The organism is Clostridioides sp. ZZV14-6009 (genome assembly GCF_020658095.1).
In the GTDB taxonomy this organism is placed as follows: Bacteria; Bacillota; Clostridia; order Peptostreptococcales; family Peptostreptococcaceae; genus Clostridioides.
Map to the genome: position 1 here is coordinate 22,610 of NZ_JAGWDG010000019.1, position 17,521 is coordinate 40,130.

At 25.4% G+C, this 17,521-nt stretch carries 23 protein-coding genes; 8 read left to right on the top strand and 15 right to left on the bottom strand.

Features of this window, described 5'->3' with window-relative positions; translation table 11 throughout:
• Positions 1 to 19: 19 nt before the first annotated feature.
• Complete coding sequence (locus tag KGF36_RS17360; RefSeq protein ID WP_227850732.1) at positions 20 to 1,159, bottom strand: Fic family protein; 1,140 nt, start codon at positions 1,157 to 1,159, stop codon at positions 20 to 22.
• Positions 1,160 to 1,452: 293 nt separating this feature from the next.
• Between KGF36_RS17360 and KGF36_RS17365 the strand changes: the two genes are divergently transcribed.
• The 3 genes from KGF36_RS17365 to KGF36_RS17375 all read left to right on the top strand — a co-directional run bounded on the left by KGF36_RS17365 (position 1,453) and on the right by KGF36_RS17375 (position 6,558).
• Positions 1,453 to 2,208, top strand: a complete 756-nt coding sequence (locus KGF36_RS17365) for a LytR/AlgR family response regulator transcription factor (RefSeq protein WP_227829890.1) — start codon at positions 1,453 to 1,455, stop codon at positions 2,206 to 2,208.
• 280 nt (positions 2,209 to 2,488) lie between these two features.
• Positions 2,489 to 3,874, top strand: coding sequence for an ADP-ribosyltransferase (locus KGF36_RS17370; protein WP_227829891.1), 1,386 nt, complete (start codon positions 2,489 to 2,491; stop codon positions 3,872 to 3,874).
• Between the two features lie 50 nt (positions 3,875 to 3,924).
• Positions 3,925 to 6,558: a binary toxin-like calcium binding domain-containing protein gene (locus KGF36_RS17375; RefSeq protein ID WP_227829892.1), complete on the top strand. Its 2,634-nt coding sequence runs from the start codon at positions 3,925 to 3,927 to the stop codon at positions 6,556 to 6,558.
• Positions 6,559 to 6,878: 320 nt separating this feature from the next.
• Here the strand turns inward: KGF36_RS17375 and KGF36_RS17380 are convergent, their stop codons facing one another.
• The 11 genes from KGF36_RS17380 to KGF36_RS17430 all read right to left on the bottom strand — a co-directional run bounded on the left by KGF36_RS17380 (position 6,879) and on the right by KGF36_RS17430 (position 10,769).
• A complete protein-coding gene (locus tag KGF36_RS17380) occupies positions 6,879 to 7,319 on the bottom strand; it encodes an RNA polymerase subunit sigma (protein WP_227829893.1) in 441 nt (146 codons plus the stop codon).
• Between the two features lie 121 nt (positions 7,320 to 7,440).
• Positions 7,441 to 7,719 (bottom strand): hypothetical protein, encoded by a 279-nt coding sequence (locus KGF36_RS17385; RefSeq protein WP_227829894.1) that lies wholly within the window; start codon positions 7,717 to 7,719, stop codon positions 7,441 to 7,443.
• Positions 7,720 to 7,733: 14 nt separating this feature from the next.
• Entirely contained in the window at positions 7,734 to 7,883 is a 150-nt protein-coding gene (locus tag KGF36_RS17390; protein WP_227829895.1) for a hypothetical protein, read from the bottom strand.
• 11 nt (positions 7,884 to 7,894) lie between these two features.
• The gene (locus KGF36_RS17395) at positions 7,895 to 8,107 is read right to left on the bottom strand and encodes a hypothetical protein (RefSeq protein ID WP_227829896.1); all 213 of its coding nucleotides are present in this window, start codon (positions 8,105 to 8,107) and stop codon (positions 7,895 to 7,897) included.
• A 16-nt stretch (positions 8,108 to 8,123) separates the two neighbouring features.
• Positions 8,124 to 8,288, bottom strand: a complete 165-nt coding sequence (locus KGF36_RS17400; protein WP_227829897.1) for a hypothetical protein — start codon at positions 8,286 to 8,288, stop codon at positions 8,124 to 8,126.
• Between the two features lie 3 nt (positions 8,289 to 8,291).
• The gene (locus KGF36_RS17405; RefSeq protein WP_227829898.1) at positions 8,292 to 8,579 is read right to left on the bottom strand and encodes a hypothetical protein; all 288 of its coding nucleotides are present in this window, start codon (positions 8,577 to 8,579) and stop codon (positions 8,292 to 8,294) included.
• Between the two features lie 24 nt (positions 8,580 to 8,603).
• Positions 8,604 to 8,819, bottom strand: coding sequence for a hypothetical protein (locus KGF36_RS17410; RefSeq protein ID WP_227829899.1), 216 nt, complete (start codon positions 8,817 to 8,819; stop codon positions 8,604 to 8,606).
• Positions 8,806 to 9,120 (bottom strand): hypothetical protein, encoded by a 315-nt coding sequence (locus KGF36_RS17415; RefSeq protein ID WP_227829900.1) that lies wholly within the window; start codon positions 9,118 to 9,120, stop codon positions 8,806 to 8,808. The genes KGF36_RS17410 and KGF36_RS17415 overlap by 14 nt, the downstream gene beginning before the upstream one ends.
• 363 nt (positions 9,121 to 9,483) lie before the next feature.
• On the bottom strand, positions 9,484 to 10,356 hold the full coding sequence (locus KGF36_RS17420; RefSeq protein WP_227829901.1) for a conserved phage C-terminal domain-containing protein: 873 nt from the start codon (positions 10,354 to 10,356) through the stop codon (positions 9,484 to 9,486).
• 29 nt (positions 10,357 to 10,385) lie between these two features.
• Positions 10,386 to 10,592, bottom strand: coding sequence for a hypothetical protein (locus KGF36_RS17425; RefSeq protein ID WP_227829902.1), 207 nt, complete (start codon positions 10,590 to 10,592; stop codon positions 10,386 to 10,388).
• A gap of 3 nt (positions 10,593 to 10,595) precedes the next feature.
• Entirely contained in the window at positions 10,596 to 10,769 is a 174-nt protein-coding gene (locus KGF36_RS17430) for a hypothetical protein (RefSeq protein WP_227829903.1), read from the bottom strand.
• Positions 10,770 to 10,926: 157 nt separating this feature from the next.
• On the opposite strand from KGF36_RS17430, the gene KGF36_RS17435 reads away from it, so the two are divergent.
• The gene (locus KGF36_RS17435) at positions 10,927 to 11,301 is read left to right on the top strand and encodes a helix-turn-helix domain-containing protein (protein ID WP_227829904.1); all 375 of its coding nucleotides are present in this window, start codon (positions 10,927 to 10,929) and stop codon (positions 11,299 to 11,301) included.
• Between the two features lie 9 nt (positions 11,302 to 11,310).
• Here KGF36_RS17435 and KGF36_RS20305 read toward each other — a convergent pair whose 3' ends face one another.
• Entirely contained in the window at positions 11,311 to 11,445 is a 135-nt protein-coding gene (locus KGF36_RS20305; RefSeq protein ID WP_255287871.1) for a hypothetical protein, read from the bottom strand.
• 1,394 nt (positions 11,446 to 12,839) lie between these two features.
• The gene (locus tag KGF36_RS17440) at positions 12,840 to 13,235 is read right to left on the bottom strand and encodes a hypothetical protein (protein WP_227829905.1); all 396 of its coding nucleotides are present in this window, start codon (positions 13,233 to 13,235) and stop codon (positions 12,840 to 12,842) included.
• Positions 13,236 to 13,471: 236 nt separating this feature from the next.
• Here KGF36_RS17440 and KGF36_RS17445 point away from each other — a divergent pair, with 236 nt between their 5' ends.
• Positions 13,472 to 13,783 carry a DUF6442 family protein gene (locus KGF36_RS17445; protein ID WP_169470180.1) on the top strand — a complete coding sequence of 104 codons (312 nt, stop codon included), beginning with the start codon at positions 13,472 to 13,474 and terminating at the stop codon, positions 13,781 to 13,783.
• Between the two features lie 4 nt (positions 13,784 to 13,787).
• A complete protein-coding gene (locus KGF36_RS17450; RefSeq protein WP_227829906.1) occupies positions 13,788 to 13,994 on the top strand; it encodes a helix-turn-helix transcriptional regulator in 207 nt (68 codons plus the stop codon).
• 380 nt (positions 13,995 to 14,374) lie between these two features.
• On the opposite strand, the gene KGF36_RS17455 is transcribed toward KGF36_RS17450, so the two are convergent.
• On the bottom strand, positions 14,375 to 14,893 hold the full coding sequence (locus KGF36_RS17455; protein ID WP_227829907.1) for an FxLYD domain-containing protein: 519 nt from the start codon (positions 14,891 to 14,893) through the stop codon (positions 14,375 to 14,377).
• Positions 14,894 to 15,551: 658 nt separating this feature from the next.
• Between KGF36_RS17455 and KGF36_RS17460 the strand changes: the two genes are divergently transcribed.
• Both KGF36_RS17460 and KGF36_RS17465 read left to right on the top strand, forming a co-directional pair.
• A complete protein-coding gene (locus KGF36_RS17460) occupies positions 15,552 to 16,259 on the top strand; it encodes a hypothetical protein (RefSeq protein ID WP_227829908.1) in 708 nt (235 codons plus the stop codon).
• 248 nt (positions 16,260 to 16,507) lie between these two features.
• Complete coding sequence (locus KGF36_RS17465; RefSeq protein ID WP_227829909.1) at positions 16,508 to 16,702, top strand: hypothetical protein; 195 nt, start codon at positions 16,508 to 16,510, stop codon at positions 16,700 to 16,702.
• Positions 16,703 to 17,521 lie beyond the last annotated feature (819 nt).

Below are 17,521 nucleotides of genomic sequence, written 5' to 3' on the forward strand. Positions count from 1 at the left end.
CCTCTCTAGATTATCTAAATTAGTCTATATCAAGCATCTTCAAGTACTTATCATTAACTTTATATACATCCTTTTCTCTAGATAAAATCTCTATCTCTTCAAGATTATTAAACACTTCCATTAACTGGTCAACTAATTCGATTTCCTTTATTCCAGCCTTTAAGTACCTACTTTTATTCTTTTTAATATAGTTCTCTAATGTCATAGAATAGTTATCTTTACTACAGATATATTTTAATATATGTTCTTCTGTTGCTGATAGAGTTATATCATTTTCAAATAACTCTTCTTTCAACACACTCTCTAAAGACTTCCTATCATGCATGTCTCTCATTTCATTTATAGATTGTATTATGGACTTTAACATGAACTCTATAAATACAGTTAAATTATATCCCTTATTCTCTACATCAAGTATAGCCTTATAATACTTAGTTCTGTTTTTAGATATCATATATGATATTGAAAACTCTTTAAAAGTATCATATCCTTTATCAATCAAATATAGATATGATAAGGCTCTAGATGTTCTTCCATTACCATCACTAAAAGGATGAACATATACAAAGTAGAAATGAATTATAGCACTCTTAATTAAGTCACTGACTTTGCTATTTTCCATAAACTCTATTAATTTACCCATAAAGTCATATATCTTCAAAGAATCAAGCCCTGTATGTATAATCTTACCTTTTGAATCACATACATATACTTTTTCAGCTCTATACTCGTACTCTTCTGAATCTAAGCAGTTTTCACCCAATATATGATGTAAGTCATATATGAATTTATGACTATACAATTTATCTAGGTTATCTAATCCATATTCTAAGGCTCTATGATTATTATAAATCATATACTCACTTTTATTACTAGGTTTCATCTTTCCTCTAATTATAGATTTTGCAATCTTTCTAGTTGAAAAAGCACCTTCTATTACACTAGAATAATAAGACTCCAGTGCCAAGTCATTTTTATCTTCTATTACTTTAAATATCTTACTTGATGTTAATTTATTTGTTTCATTTATTAAATTTAATATATTCTCAGTTTCATGATAGTATAGTTCTTTGTTATCAAAACTATTTAGAGGAAGTACAATTTTATTTCCAGTAGAGTATTTGTTTTTGTATTCTTCTATTGTCAGTTTAATCACCACCTTAGATTATCTTTATCTATTAATATTAACAAAAAGTATTAGTTTTTACACTATTTTTGATTGTTAATTTTATAATTATCAAATTAATTTTAGCTTTAAACATAATAAATCTTAATAAATAATTCAAAAATTTAAAAATAAATATTTAAAATATATTTTATAAAAGTAAAATATTTTATAAAAGTAAAATATTTTATTGATGTAGTATGTTCAAAGTTATATTATATAAGTATAATAATTTTTTTCTTTATTACTTGTAATTTTCATTTTTACTATATGGAGGAGGAGTCAAAATGGATATATTATTGTTTGATAATGATGCTAGTTTTGCAATGGAATTATGCAATAAAATAAACAACATATTAATTAAAGAGAGATTTGACAATGATTTTGTGAAATTATATCATAATGCAGATTCATTACTTAAAGATATCACTTTGAAAAATAAAGTAAGGCTTTTTTTAATTGGAATTAATTTTAAATATACTTTTAATAATAAAATATGTGACGGATTATGGTTAGCATATAAAATTAGAGAAATTGATTATATAAGTCCTATTGTATTTTTTTCAAATCATGTAGAAATAGCCCTCAGTATTTTCGATTATAAGTTGGAAGTTATGGATTTTATATCAAAATACGACACAGATATTATTGAAAAAAGAATGAAAGATTGTATTCAAATTACACACAAAAGATATCTTAGAAAAATAGATTATCAAGAAAATTTTTTTAATGTATATAAAGATTTTGAACTTTTGAGAATTCCATTTAGTAATATAATTTACTTTGAAACATGTACTATACCTCATAAAATAAAATTGGTAACTAGAGAACATGAAATAGAATTATACAGAAGCTTAAAATCTATAGTAGATTTAGACCAACGCCTATTTCGTATACATAAATCCTTTATAATCAATAAAGAACATATACTTTCTATGAATGTAAAAGAAAAATATGTAAAAATGAGTAATGGAGATAAATGTCCTATATCTGATAAAACCTTACAAGTTGTAAAAAAAGAGTTTAAAATAAAAAAATATTAGTTTAAAAACTATAAAAAAGATGTAAAATAATGCACTATTTTACATCTTTTTTATAGTTTTTAATAATATGTTATTTTACACAAACTGTTATTATATTTCCTAAACACTTATTTTTAAAACATAAAAATTCTTTTTTTTATATCTTAAATTGTTTTTTATATTGTATAAACCATTTAAAGAATAAAAAAATATTGATTTTGAAATCTAGCTAATATTTTTGTATTTAGATTGTATAATTAAATTACTAAATATTTAAAGTAATGTGAGGGAGGTATTTTAAATGAAAAAGATTAGAAATTATATTTCTAGAGTCTTGGTATTATGTCTTATTTTAACAAGCATCTTATTTAGCGAAGGAACTTATGCTGAAAATTTATCTGGATATTCTAAACAGAAAATAAGTACTAATAGTTATAAAGCAGGAATAGAAAGACCAGAAGATTTTCTTAAAGATAAAGAAAAGGCTAAAGAATGGGAAAGGTCTGAAGCTGAAAGAGTAGAAAAAGCACTTGCAAAACCAGAAAAAGAAGCTCTTTCAGAATATAAAAAAGATCCAGTAGAGATAAGTAAATATTCTAAAGAAAGAAATTATTTTACAGCTGACGCGATATCAAATAATCCATTAGAAAAAAAATATGAAGATCTTAAAAGTGCAATATCTAAAAATAAGATAGATAAACCTATGTATGTTTACTATTTTGAATCTACTGATAAATTTGCTTTTAAGGGAGAGCTCAGAGGAAATTCACAGAATGAAATAAGTTTAGAAAAATTTAATGAATTTAAAACTACAGTTCAAGATAGATTATTTTCACAAGATGGATTTAAAGATATTTCTCTATCTGAACCAGATAAATCAGATAATAAACCTACACCATTGTTTGTACATCTAAAATTGCCTAAAGGTACTGGAATATTACCATATCAAAATGGTGAATCCGTAAGCACTCTAATAGAACAAGGTTATAGTATAAAAGTTGATAAAACAGTTCGTGTAGTTATAAGTGGAAAACAATATATAAAAGTTGAAGCATCTTTAGTAAATAGTCTTGATTTTAAAGATAGAGGATTCGAAGGTAATGAATGGGGTATGAATGCTTATTCAGAATTAGGCAAGAGTTTAAGTGATACTGATAAAGCTACATTAAATGATTATATGAGTAGAGGATATCAATCAATTAATCCTTATTTAATAGCAAATGGACCAGTAAATAACCCTAATCCAGAGCTAGATGCTAAAATTGAAATACTTGACAATATAATGAAACGCTATCCTTTGCCAACTAATTTAACAGTATATCGAAGAGTAGGTGTTGCTGAATTTGGTATGACAATTGGTTCTCCAGAAAGTGATTTCAGTAAAACTGAAAATGTTGAAGCATTTAAAGATAAATGGTCAGGAAAAATTCAAAAATATGAAAATTTTATTAGTACTAGTATAAGTAGTAAAAATGAACTTATGTTTACTTCTAGATTAATTATAATACGTTTAAAATTACCTAAAGGTGTTGAAGGTGCTTATGTATCAGGCCTAACTGGTGGTGGTTTTCCGAGTGAATATGAATTTATTTTAAATAAGGGATCTAAATATAGAATTGATAATGTTAGTACCCTTAAAGAAGGAACTAGAACAAAAATAATAATTGATGGGACAGTAATACTTTAATTCATTTATATAAAAAATTATTTTAATATTAAATTAGAGGGGGAAAAATATTGAAAATACAAATGAGAAATAAAAAATTATTAAGTTTTTTAACACTTACAGCTATAGTTAGTCAGGCTTTGGCATATCCTGTATATGCACAGACTACTACAAATAATCATACAACTCAAAAAAGAAAAATAGCAAGTGAAGATATGGTTCCAAGTAATGGACTAATGGGGTATTATTTCGCAGATGAGCACTTTAAAGACCTAGAATTAATGGCTCCAATAAAAAATGGTAATTTAAAGTTTGAAGAAAAGAAAGTAGACAAGCTTTTGGATAAAGACAAATCAGATGTAAAATCTGTACGTTGGTTAGGAAGAATAATTCCTTCAGAAGATGGTGAATATACATTATCAACTAACAGAGATGATGTGTTAATGCAAGTAAATGCAAAAGGTGATGTGGCAAGTAAACTTAAAGTCAACATGAAAAAAGGTCAAGAATACAAAGTTAGAATAGAATTACAAGATAAAAATTTAGGTTCAATAGACAACTTATCATCACCTAAACTTTATTGGGAATCAAATGGTAACAAAGTAGTTATACCAGAAGAAAATTTATTCTTGAGAGATTACTCTAAAATAGAAAAAAATGATCCATTTATCCCAAATAATAATTTCTTTGACCCAAATCTAATGTCTGATTGGGAAGATGAGGACTTAGATACAGATAACGATAATATACCAGATGCATATGAGAGAAATGGATATACTATTAAAGATTTAATTGCAGTAAAATGGGAAGACAGTTTTGCAGAGCAAGGATATAAAAAATATGTCTCAAACTATTTGGAACCAAATACTGCTGGAGACCCATATACAGATTATGAAAAAGCCTCTGGTACATTTGATAGAGCTATAAGTAAAGAAGCAAGAGACCCATTAGTTGCGGCATATCCAATTGTAGGTGTAGGTATGGAAAAATTAATATTATCTACAAATGATCATGTTTCTACAGATCAAGGAAAATCAGTTTCTAGATCTACTACAAACAGTAAAACTGATGCAAATACAGTTGGTATGTCTGTCACTGCTGGATATCAAAATGGATTTACAGGTAGTGTAACAGCAAATTATTCTCATACAACAGACAATTCAACTGCTGTACAGGATAGTAATGGTGAATCTTGGAATACTGGATTACAAATAAGTAAAAGTGAGTCAGCGTATATAAATGCAAATGTTAGATATTATAATACAGGTACTGCACCTATGTATAAAGTTACACCAACAACAAACTTAGTATTGGATGGAGATACATTATCAACTATTAAAGCACAAGAAAATCAAATTGGTAATAACTTATCTCCTGGAGATACTTATCCTAAAAAAGGTGTATCTCCTCTAGCACTTAATACAATGGATCAATTTAGTTCTAAATTAATACCATTAAATTATGAACAGATGAAAAAATTAGATGCTGGGAAAAATATTAAATTGGAAACAACACAAGTTAGTGGAAATTTTGGTACAAAGAATAGTCATGGACAAATTGTAACAGAAGGAAACAACTGGTCAGATTATATAAGTCAAGTTGATAGTATTTCTGCATCTCTTATACTAGATACAGGAGATGGAACTTATGAAAGACGTGTGGCTGCTAAAGATTCATATGACCCCGAAGATAAAACTCCACAATTAACAATTGGAGAGGCAATTGAAAAAGCTTTTGGTGCTACTAAAAAAGATGGCTTATTGTATTTTAAAGGAACACCAATAGATGAAAGCTGTATTGAACTTGTATTTGATGATTATACAGCTGACACAATTAAAGAGAGATTAAAAACTCTAGATGATAAAAAAATATACAATATTAAACTTGAAAGAGGCATGAATATACTTATAAAGACACCTTCATATTTTAATGATTTTGATGGTTATAATACTTATCCTAGTGCATGGAGTAATGTTAATAATACAAATCAAGATGGTTTACAAGGTGCAGCTAATAAATTAAATGGACAAACAAAGATTACAATACCTATGTCTAAATTAAAGCCTTATAAACGTTATGTTTTTAGTGGATACTCAAAAGACCCTTCAGCCTCTAATTCAATAAGTGTAAATGTAAAAGCGAAGGAACAAAAGACAGATTATTTAGTACCAGAAAAAAATTACACAAAATTTAGTTATGAATTTGAAACAACTGGAAAAGATTCTTCTGATGTAGAAATAACATTAAATGGTAGTGGCACAACATTCTTAGATAATTTATCTATTACAGAATTAAATAGTACACCTGAAATACTTAAAGAACAAGAAGTTAAAGTTCCAACTGATCAAGAAATAATAGACGCACATAAAACATATTATGCAGATTTTGAGTGGAATACGAGTACTGGACAATCTTATTATAATGGATACTATTTCAAGCTTACTGATACTAATAAAGATGTACTTAATTATATTAATAAATATCATGTATATGCAACTCTTGAAAATGGAGTATATAAAGATATTGGTACTAGAGATAAAGAACTTCGTAATTATGGAGGAGATAAAAATCAGCCTAAAACTAACTATGTGAACTTTAAAACTTATGATACAGATTTGGCAAAAATATTAACATATCAACCAATGAAGATATATGCTGTAACTCCTGATAATAGAGAAATATTAGTTTATGAATATCATAAGTAAATAATTTTATTTAGAATGTCTATAGATTTGTGTAAATAAGATTTTTTATAATTTATATTACTGGAAATTAAAATTTCCAGTAATATTTTTTTATTTTTGAGAAATACTAAATTGGAATTCTTTACACAATTATTATGTATCTAATTTAGTTATTTATACACTAAATTAGACATAATTTTAAAAAAATTCATATTGTATAAGAGTTAGGTATTAACTGATACAAGATAAAACAAGTTCAAACCTCTTGACACATAAATTATAAATTATGCATAAGAAAATCATATTTTTTCAACGATTTTCTTATGGCATTTTATTAATTCTTAAAGAAGATTTTTTATCTTTTCTATAATCTCTATTCTCATCTGTTTACACTTACTTGTTGAAAATCCAATCATTCTACCAACATATTCCCAAGATGTCCTATTATTTGAAAAATACTTATATTGGACTATTTTCTTTTCTTCTTCACTTAATATTTTCATTGCATTATCTATTTTTTCAACTAACAATTCCTTATGTCTTTTCTCTTTTTCTTTTAATAACATTTTCCTTTCTTTCTCTTCAACTTCTATCTCAACTATACTTTTAGTGTTATATATTCTACTTGATTTCTCTCTAACCTCAATACCACTGCATCCTCTATAGTCATTCTTTATTATTTCTATATCAATACATATTTTCTCTATTTCTGCTTTTGCTTTTTTATAACTATATAATTTACCTTCAGCACTACTGAATAAAGTATCTTTTTTATTGGCCAATGTTACTTCACACTCCCATTTATGTTATAATGATTTTGTGATGACAGTTTTAGAGTTTTGACAAATGGGAGCGTGAAGTAATGCTCCTCTTTCTTTTTTGAATTTTACTTATTACCAAAGCCTATTTTCTTAAAAAATCTTCAATTTTACTTTCATTTTTTTCTATATCCTTTAGCATTTGTTCTTCTTCTCTTTTCTTGATAATAATTATTTCTTTACTATCTTTACATACATTTATAGTTTCTTTATGTATTTCTTCTTGCATAATTTTTCTATATACATCAATTCCACTACTACCAACATTTAGATTAATTAACTCATCTATTGTACTTTCCATGCTTTCCTTCAAATTCTTTATATTTTCACTATGTTCAATAAGGCTTTTCATATTTTCTTCCATCTTAAATTCCTCCTTTAATTTTTCTTACATTCAAAGTCTTGATACATACAACCACAGTCTTTGCATTGCCAAACTATTCCTATGGTTGTTTTAAGTTTAAATACACTTCCACCGCATACTGGACATTCATTTTCCCTACCACCAATTACTTTTACTTTTTTCAAGAGATTTCCCCCTAAACTGTTTTTCTAGTTATTCTAATGATTCTATTATCAGTTACTATTCTAGTTGAAATCTCAATATCATAATTCTCTTTCAAGTCTAAAAGATGCTCATAAAAATGTTCTGCATTATCCATAGTTGAAAATGCTATTTCACACTGTTTACCTCTAACCTTAGTACCTTTTGTTCTGAATTTTACTATGTATTCTTTTTCTCTATTAACCATTTTTCAATTCTCCTCTTTAAGATATATATTCTTCTCTTTTTTCCATTTCTTTTACAACTTCTGTTGCTTTCAACAATGAATCATATCTACTCATTGATGTACATTCAGATTTTATTTCTGATGCTATTTTATTAATGAATTCTGTTTTTTCTAATATGTTCATATGTGATATTTTCTTCATGAACTATACCCCTTTTTGTATATCTTTTTTTAATTGCTCATATATCTTTTGACATTCACTTTCTATTTCTTTAGTCTTTTCTACTGTTTTAATTGCATCATTAAAAGCTCTATTTATTTTGACTGCAATATCTAATGATGAATTAGTACTTTTGTATAAACTGTTTTTAAAGTTATCAATCTCTTTTATATCTTGCTCTATTAACTTAATACTTTTTCTTAATCTAATGTTGTTTCTAATGCTGAAAACTGCATCAAAGCATAATATTAAAATTACAATATTAAATAACATATACTCTCCTTTATCAATGTATTTTTAATTCCAAAACGGTGCTTCTTCTCCATTCAGTTCAAAGATTACAGCATTAACTATCCTGAATTTTTTTAGTTCATTTTTTCTTTCAAGATGTTTTATCCACTCATAAAATTTACTTCTATACTCAAGCGTATACACATAATCAGGAAAATTATCGTATTTATCTAGCAAACTATCAAACTTTGCTAGCGCTTGTGTGATACTAATTCTGTTCATTTTTCTCACCTGCTTCTCTCATTTTAAGCAATTCTTTTTTTAACTGAACAACCTCATTTTTCATGACATTAATTAAAATCTCAATTTCTTCATCCAACCACTGTTTCATATATTTATTTACAAATGTAACATCTATTTTGCTTCCGTTTTTTCTTATAATTTTTACTTTTATTTCTTTACAGTTTTTTATTTCTCTTAAGTATTTGTTTATATCTTTTTCATATTCTTTAGTTTTTTCTATCGCCTCATCTACAGGAATGATAGCTATTTTTTGTTCTTTTGACATATTTTCTAATTTCATTTTTGTACCTCTTTCTATTAAAAGTTATTTTTTCTACGAGGAAATTAATTAATAAACTTTGGCTATAATTTAATAACACTTTTAAAACTTTTTATAAATTTATATAGCCTTTTTATCCTTGCACTACTTTTAAGTTTTTTTGCTAGCATATCTAAATCTGTGTGTACACTGTTAGGAAATTAATTTATATAAGCCTTGCAAATACTATATTTTTAGACTTTTTTTAGTATTGAAATTCAATACTTTTTCAAAATCCGATTTTCAATATTGAAAAATGATTTTTTTCAATATTGAATTTTTATATTCTTCAATATTGAATTTTGTTCAAATTTATTACTTTATAAAATTTCCTATTTTCTACACTTATTTTTCAAACTTTACTTTTTGACTCTTCTTAATAATTTCATCTAACTCTTTATTACTATATTGAGTAAATGTCTGTTCAAAATTAGCAAATCTATTTTTACTCACTTCTTTATCTCTTTTAACCTTCTCATTTCCATTTTTATCCATTTTAGTTTGCTCATTTAAGTAAGATTCAAACTTGTTGCCAAATAACGTCTCAGGACGTAAATAGACGCTCATTTTAGCATCTTCTAACCATGCATGCACTTTGTTATCTATTACTTTGTAAAAATCTTCTTCAACGAATCCTTCTGTGAGTCTCGAGTTAATTAAGGATATAGTTTTTTTGGTTGTACTCTTAAAAGATTTATCTGCTTTTTTATTTAAGTAATCAATAATTCTTTTATGTATCTCTTTATCATTTCCCTTTTCTTCTTGCTCTGTAGGACTATATATATTACTTTTTATATAAGTCTTTTTAATATAAGTCTTTTTACTAGTCACATCATGACCCAGGGGTGGGTTACCACGTGACCTAGGGTAGGTCACATCATGACCTAGGGGTGGGTTACCACGTAACTTGCATTCTTTTGAAGTTAATACGAAATAGATATTGCTATCTTTTTCCTTTGAATTTAATTTACTCCTATTTTCTTTTTTTATAAGTTGTTTATCTTCTAAGTTTTTTATAACTTTCTTAACTTGACTTTCACTGCATCCGCATTTTTTAGAAATAGTTTTGTGGCTAGGAAAACAAAAACTTTCTTCGTTGGAATATCTAGCTAATATTATATAAATCATTTTTTCGTAAACACTTAGATCCTCCCTATCAACTAATGCATTCTCCAGCCAAAACCATTCTTTCTTTCTTGCATCTTTCAAAAGCTCCATTTCATCTCCTCACTTCTAATAAAAATTTTTCAGTGTAATGATACAAGTTCATAATCGTTATATTTTATATCTTCTAATGTCAATACTTTATTTACTATTTCTTTACATTCATTATCGTAATAAGTTAAATTTATTTCATTACCTATAATAGATGTTACTATACAATCTTTTTCAAAATTAAATCTCTTAGATTTTAGTTGTATTGATTCGCCTATTTTACATTTTTTAAAATTCAAATTTTATGCCCCCTTTTCATCATTTAAACTTTTAGTTTTAGATATTTTTGCTATTTCCTTTTTGAGAATTTCAAAGCCTGCATCAATTCTTCCATTTATATATCCAAATTCTCGAGGCTCTACTTCTTGTATACATTCAAGCTTTAAAAATAATTCTTTCATTCTTTCTTGATTCATACCAATGCCCCCCTTTCTATATTTTTATTTTAATACGCATTGCATAGTTTGTCAACACGCTTTGCGCCTTAATTTTGTATTGCGTAGTTTGGTGTCTTTCAATCGTTGCTTTGCGTAATTTTATATGCTATAATTGTACTGGCAGGGAGGTGATTTCATGAAAGAACAAAATTTAGGAAATGAAGAAATACAACAAAGATTAAAAGATATAAGAATAGCCAAGAAGTTAACACAAAAGAATTTTGGTAAAAGATTAGGATTATCACTTTCTCAAATCTCTTCATATGAAACGGGACATAGGAAAATTACGCAAAGAACTATAAATGATATTTGTAGAGAATTTGATGTAAATGAAAAATGGCTCCTAGAAGGCAAGGGAAATATGTTTATAGATCTTACAGAAGATTTAGAAACAAGTGAAGAAATAAAAGTAATGCTAAGAAAGATGCTTGCACTACAAGAGGAAGATAGGGAAGCAATAGAAAAAATAATTGATAATGCTTATTTAAAAATTCAAAATGAAAAATTATAAGAAAAGAGCTTATGTCTCTTTTCTTATAATTTTTCCTATAAACTCTATTTTTTCATCTAGCCTACCTTCTATGTACCCAAACAGTTTAGGATTTTCTTTTAAAATTTTTTCAAGTTTTTTAACTTCCTCTTTTATATTTTTCATATTATCCCCCCTTATTTTCAAAATATTCTGATTTATTCCTCTAAAACTTCGCTATTTCTGAAAAATAACAGACTACTCCTTTCTTCAATATTTAAACTAATATAATTCATATTTTTTTGATTTATGTCATGTCATAAAATAAGTTTAAAATCAAATTGTTATTATTTTAAAAGTATTTTATGTACATAGTTTTGTATGTATTATTTCGATATATATCTCTTTTATACTACAAGTATAGTACCCATTTTAACAATAATCAACTTCCAATTTTTACCATATAAAATTATTATCTTAAATTTGTAAATAAAAAACAGAGCAATTAAAAATTACTCTGCTTGCCACTTAGTTAATATAAAACAGAAAAAACCACTTTGAAAATATTACGTGATGAACTATTTACATACCACTTAGTTAATATAAAACTCCGAAATAAATTGGGCATTTTCAATACTTTAAGATATAGAAAATATTAAAATTTGCAGTGAGCGCAAGGTAGTGTTTTTTGATATTTTCCAAAAGCGCCTTGTAACTCAGTATTTACAAGCATTACAGTGTTTATTTTTAAAATATTGCACACTGCATATTTATATATTTATTATAACATAATTTATCTAATAAAAATTTTCGTTTATTAAATAAACTGAGTATAGAGAACCAAAATTATTTAAATTTATATATACATTTTATAAAAGTTATTATTTAATTTATTTTATAAATTATATGTACACTTCTTTCTTAATTTATATTTCTATTTTTACTTTATATAAAAACAGAGTAGTTTAAAACCACTCTGTTTTCCACTTAGTTAATATAAAACGATAAAAGGAATTTATTGATGATAAAAAATTATATCCTCTTTACATACCACTTAGTTAATATAAAAGTTTTTATAACACTCTGAAGTTGTTCTCCATCACAATTCTTTACATACCACTTAGTTAATATAAAAGATGGTGTCAAAAAGCTATACTAACACCTAGGTACAAACTTTACATACCACTTAGTTAATATAAAAGGCCAAAATAAATTGAGCATTTTCAATACTTTAAGATATAGAAAATATATAAATTTGCAGTGAGCCACAAGTAGTGCTTTTTGATATTTTCCAAAAACACCTTGTAACGCAGTGTTTACAAGCATTACAGTTTTTATTTTCAAAATATCGAACACTGCATATTTATACATTTATTATAACATAATTTATCTAATAAGAATCTCAGTTTGATAATTAAATTAGATATAGAAAACAACTTTTTAAAACATTATCAATAATTTTATTTATAAGTTATTTTATAACGTATATATACACTTTAGCTATAATGCATTTTTAAATTTTAATTGCAAAAACAGAGTAGTTTTAACTACTCTGTTTTCTACTTATAAAATATATACAATCAAAAAAATGATTTTAGTCTACTTATTAGATATTCTTCACTTTCAATGCTTAAAGCTTTTAGATATATACAATAAGAGTTTTCGTTAGTAAAAATTTCGATAATATTATCTTGTTTATTTACACTTACTATATCTTTAAGGTTGATATGATTTTTAGTATTTTTACCTCTGAAAATATACCTGTTATCAATTAAAATATCATCATCAGTAATTGAAATATAAAGTTTATTTTTATACTTTATTAAAAATTTATATGTTTGTTCAAGATAAAAACCTGCAAGTAATAAGAATAAAAAAGTTACCTTGAATGCACATATTATCGAAAATATTATTACAAGAATACTTGTAATATATATTTGTTTAAAATAACCTCTATCGTAATAATTTATCAGCATTGAAAATCACTCCTATTATTATCTTATTTACATTTCACTTAGTTAATATAAAATCCCAAATCAGAATCTGTATTTTCAACCATTTTAACTATTTTTTAATGTTGCACATTACATATTATACATTCATTATAGCATATTTTTGCCAAGTTTTCTTTTCAAAATTATTGACAACAAAACTTGGCATGATATAATAAAGATACCAAGTAAACTTTGCATTCAAAACGGAGGTGCTTTATATGGATAAAGATGAAATTCTAAAAAAAAGCCGTCAATCAAATAATGATGAATGGCTCGAATATATTGAAAATAAATGGCGAAAAATAGGTTATTCAATTTTCGCTGGTGTATCTTTTTTCATCTTAATATTTGGCTTTTTCACTGGCCAAGAAAATGATGCAGTATTTGCTTTAGTTTGGACATTTGGGGCTGCTGAAAATACTGTAAAATACCAATTTACACGTGATAAAGGGAACTTAATTTTGGCTGTTGCTTCTTCGATTTTAACAATTCTTTCATTAATTAATTTTGTTTCAGCATCATTGAGGTAAATATATGAATGATGAACTAATCTTAAAAAATCACTTAAAAGCAGCAAGAGCAGAGAAAAAGTTATCACAAACTCAATTAGCTGAAATAGTTGGGGTATCAAGAAATACCATAAGTTCAATAGAGACAGGTCAGTTTAATCCGACTGCAAAATTAGCACTTATTTTGTGTATTGCTCTAGATAAAAAGTTTGAAGATTTATTCTATTTTTAATGAATATAAAACTCCTATATAATCTTCTAAATTATATAGGAGTTTTATGTTGCTCTGTTTTAAGCCATAAAGTTTTAAACTTGTGTCTACATTTTCATTAAACTTATTATATAAGTTATTTTATAAATTTTATATATCCTTTTTATTTAATTTATATTTCAGGTAAAAACTAGAGTAGTTTGAAACTCCTTCGTTTTACACTTAGCTAATATAAAAATATTATAATATGATTTAAAATACTATACATTAAGCCTTCATACCTCTATTATATAAAAAGCTATGAAGAATAGATCTTGATTTCTATAGTTCATAGCTTTTAATTATTTCTACTTAAGTAGAGAAATGTAAAACATTTTTACTCTAATTATATTTTCATTCCTCTAGAAACCAGTTATCTCTGATAATTCATAAGAGGCAATTTCTCCATCTGTATTCATTCCCATAGCTTTAAATTTCCAAGTACCATCTTTTTTAAGGTCACTTATATTATCCATTGCAGTTCCTAATTGATTTCCATCTTTATCAAATAAAGTAAATGTTACTTGTGCATACGAAACATCTTCTCCGCTATTGTTTTTGATAACACCTTTTATATATGTTGCCATACTATCAGTTTCTGATGTTATATCACCAACTATTTCATATTTTTCTTTTTTAGGTTCAGCCGGTTTATCTACACTAGCTGTTTGATTTGTTCCATCATCATTACCTTTAGCAGTATCATCATTTCCACCACTTCCGCTAGTTCCAATAGCATATAATAAAACAAATACTACTATAACTATAAACCAACCTCTTTTGTAGAATGGTTTTTTGTTTTTAGCCCCACAGTTAGGACATGATTTAGCATTAGATGCTATTTCCTTTGAACATGATTTACATTGAATCATTTTTGACATTTTGAATCCCCCTCTGATTAATTTATGATAACCTCAATCATATTATAGTATATATGTAATGTCTAAAACTGTAATATCATGCTATTAAAGAAATTTTATTAGGTATGTCCCATATATTTTGTTATATTTAATAGATGCTTGTCCTTAATTGCCTAGCTTTTATACCATTCTTTTTTAAGCTTTATTATTTAAAAATCTTTATTATTTTTTTTTAATTGTCTGTATTAACATTTATTTAAATTATCTTTTTAAATCATATCTTATTTGCATAAAATTGGAAATTTTATAAATACTTATTTAGACATCTTTCGCGCTCACATAATTTTTAATGAAAAACATATAAAATCATTAGACATGTATATTCATCATCACTTACATCATACTTAAGTACTATAAAACTATATTTTTAACATTTAGTTTTAAAAATATAAATTTTTTAAAATTTCTGTCCAGAAATCTATTTTATGTACGTTGTAATATATGTAAAGGTTAATTTTAAAACCTTAAATTTTTTATAGTTAGGAGGATTTACATGAAGAATAAAAGAAATAGTCATCTTTTATCAATAATAAATGCAATGGAAAAAACATAATCAGATAATAATAAAAAATTTGATGATTATATTTAAAATGTAAACATAATACAGGAGGGAAAACAAATGAATAAAATATTAAATTTAATTAATGAAATGTTTAAATCAACAATTACTACAATCTCTAATAAACACAAAGTAATAAAACAGTGTATTGCAACATCTCTTTGTCTTGCTATGATAGTTACAGTAATTCCTAGTAAAGTTTTTGCTGGTGAAAATGAAAGTAATCTGTATTCACAAAACGCAACAGAAAATATAAATATTGAAGGTATAAATTATACATACAAATATTATTATGATAGTAAGGGTCAAAGAAGTATTTTAATTACAGACACAACTAATTCTGTGTCAAACATATTGACATACAATGAGAAAAATTCAACTTTTTATTTAGATAATGAAAAATTAGGTGAAGTTAAAACAGTTTCTGAAAATGATCCTCAACTTGATAATTCTAATATTTTATCAAAACTTAATTGGAAACTTCAAGGCACTTATCATAATAAAATTTCTTGGTCAAAAGGAACAACAGTTGCTGTTGTAGCTGGTGCAATAGCAGTATATCTAGCTACTCTAGGTGCAGCTGGTGTCATAGCAGCTATGGGTTCAGGTGCTTTAAGTGTATTAGCAAGTAATGCTATTGGAGGAACATTGCATAGAACACTTTATCGTGCAACAACAGGATCAAAACAAAATTATAAATATAATTGGTCTTTTGTATCAAGTACTAATCAAAGATTTGGAACATACACTTACCAATATACTGTGTAATAAGCATTATTTAAAGAAAAAAATGGCACTTTTATTAAGGTTGTAAAAATATGTTACTTAAGAAACAGTTAAAAGCTGATTCTCAATATTGTATGGGAATCAGCCTTTTTAAACCCCTCTTTTAAGTGTCCTAAAAAAATTATAGAACATAGCCCTAAACTTTTTTTATCAAATAAATTTTGTGTCTGAGATAGTAAAATTTTAGTTAAAATCAAATATATAAGATTAGGGTATAGGAGATGATATTTATGAAAAAGAATACATTAAAAATTGTAAATGGATGTATGTATATAGTGGCAATTATTCTTTTGCTTTTAATCTGGCTTGTAGGAATAAAAAATATTTCCATACAACCGATTTTAACAACTTTAGTTAAAGTATATATTTGTTTTGCATTTGTAATTATAGCTATTAACTTACTAAAATACTTTCAGAAAAAATAACTAAATTTATGTATACTAGTTTTTAAATTTAGTCATTTTTTATATAAAATAAATGCCCTATAATCTGAATAAATAGATTTTAAGGGCATTTATTTTATATATTTAATTTATTAGAGATTAAAATAACTTATTAACATTAATAAATTATCTTTAAATTTTATAAATAAATTTATATATAAGTTATTTTATAAAATTTAAAGACTTATTTTTAAACTTGAATTTACTTTGTATAAAAGCCATAAAAAAAACTAAAATAACCAAGATAATCTGAATTATATATGTTTTAATTAATGCCCAAAAAAAACCATCCATTACTTTTCCTCCCTTTTTAAGTTCCTCTTAGATAAGATATTGTTATATATTTTATGATTTTTCAATAACACATCTTTTTTTAAATTATTAACCTTTCATTAACAAGATTGAGTTGTCTAATTAGATATAACTCTATTATTATCCAATATATAATGTATTGCATTTTATTGCCATTTTAAGGTAGTTTGTCCTTATCATAAAGTAAATTATTGTATTTATTATTTAAAAACGTTACAGACGTTTTTAAACTCTTTAAAAAGCCCTTTTAAATTTATTCGAGAGATGCATCTTTTATCTAAAATGTTTCTATAAGTAATAAGAATTTAGATATTATTTATATAACTTGATAATTTATAAAAGAAAGGTATTTATATTTTTTATAAGCAGCACAGAATAGAAAAGTATTCACGTTTTCCCTTTTACTATTCTATTCTATTTTAAAAACATTTTATTTATTTTATATTTTATTATTTTAGGCGATTTGGACGCATTGAAATTACTTATGTA

Bases quoted from the DNA above. Each gene is read 5' to 3' on its own strand.
- KGF36_RS17365 (WP_227829890.1), top strand. From the start codon at position 1,453: ATGGATATATTATTGTTTGATAATGATGCTAGTTTTGCAATGGAATTA.
- KGF36_RS17370 (WP_227829891.1), top strand. From the start codon at position 2,489: ATGAAAAAGATTAGAAATTATATTTCTAGAGTCTTGGTATTATGTCTT.
- KGF36_RS17385 (WP_227829894.1), bottom strand. From the start codon at position 7,719: ATGGAAGAAAATATGAAAAGCCTTATTGAACATAGTGAAAATATAAAG.
- KGF36_RS17395 (WP_227829896.1), bottom strand. From the start codon at position 8,107: ATGGTTAATAGAGAAAAAGAATACATAGTAAAATTCAGAACAAAAGGT.
- KGF36_RS17400 (WP_227829897.1), bottom strand. From the start codon at position 8,288: ATGAAGAAAATATCACATATGAACATATTAGAAAAAACAGAATTCATT.
- KGF36_RS17405 (WP_227829898.1), bottom strand. From the start codon at position 8,579: ATGTTATTTAATATTGTAATTTTAATATTATGCTTTGATGCAGTTTTC.
- KGF36_RS17410 (WP_227829899.1), bottom strand. From the start codon at position 8,819: ATGAACAGAATTAGTATCACACAAGCGCTAGCAAAGTTTGATAGTTTG.
- KGF36_RS17415 (WP_227829900.1), bottom strand. From the start codon at position 9,120: ATGAAATTAGAAAATATGTCAAAAGAACAAAAAATAGCTATCATTCCT.
- KGF36_RS17420 (WP_227829901.1), bottom strand. From the start codon at position 10,356: ATGGAGCTTTTGAAAGATGCAAGAAAGAAAGAATGGTTTTGGCTGGAG.
- KGF36_RS17430 (WP_227829903.1), bottom strand. From the start codon at position 10,769: ATGAATCAAGAAAGAATGAAAGAATTATTTTTAAAGCTTGAATGTATA.
- KGF36_RS17435 (WP_227829904.1), top strand. From the start codon at position 10,927: ATGAAAGAACAAAATTTAGGAAATGAAGAAATACAACAAAGATTAAAA.
- KGF36_RS20305 (WP_255287871.1), bottom strand. From the start codon at position 11,445: ATGAAAAATATAAAAGAGGAAGTTAAAAAACTTGAAAAAATTTTAAAA.
- KGF36_RS17440 (WP_227829905.1), bottom strand. From the start codon at position 13,235: ATGCTGATAAATTATTACGATAGAGGTTATTTTAAACAAATATATATT.
- KGF36_RS17445 (WP_169470180.1), top strand. From the start codon at position 13,472: ATGGATAAAGATGAAATTCTAAAAAAAAGCCGTCAATCAAATAATGAT.
- KGF36_RS17450 (WP_227829906.1), top strand. From the start codon at position 13,788: ATGAATGATGAACTAATCTTAAAAAATCACTTAAAAGCAGCAAGAGCA.
- KGF36_RS17455 (WP_227829907.1), bottom strand. From the start codon at position 14,893: ATGTCAAAAATGATTCAATGTAAATCATGTTCAAAGGAAATAGCATCT.
- KGF36_RS17460 (WP_227829908.1), top strand. From the start codon at position 15,552: ATGAATAAAATATTAAATTTAATTAATGAAATGTTTAAATCAACAATT.
- KGF36_RS17465 (WP_227829909.1), top strand. From the start codon at position 16,508: ATGAAAAAGAATACATTAAAAATTGTAAATGGATGTATGTATATAGTG.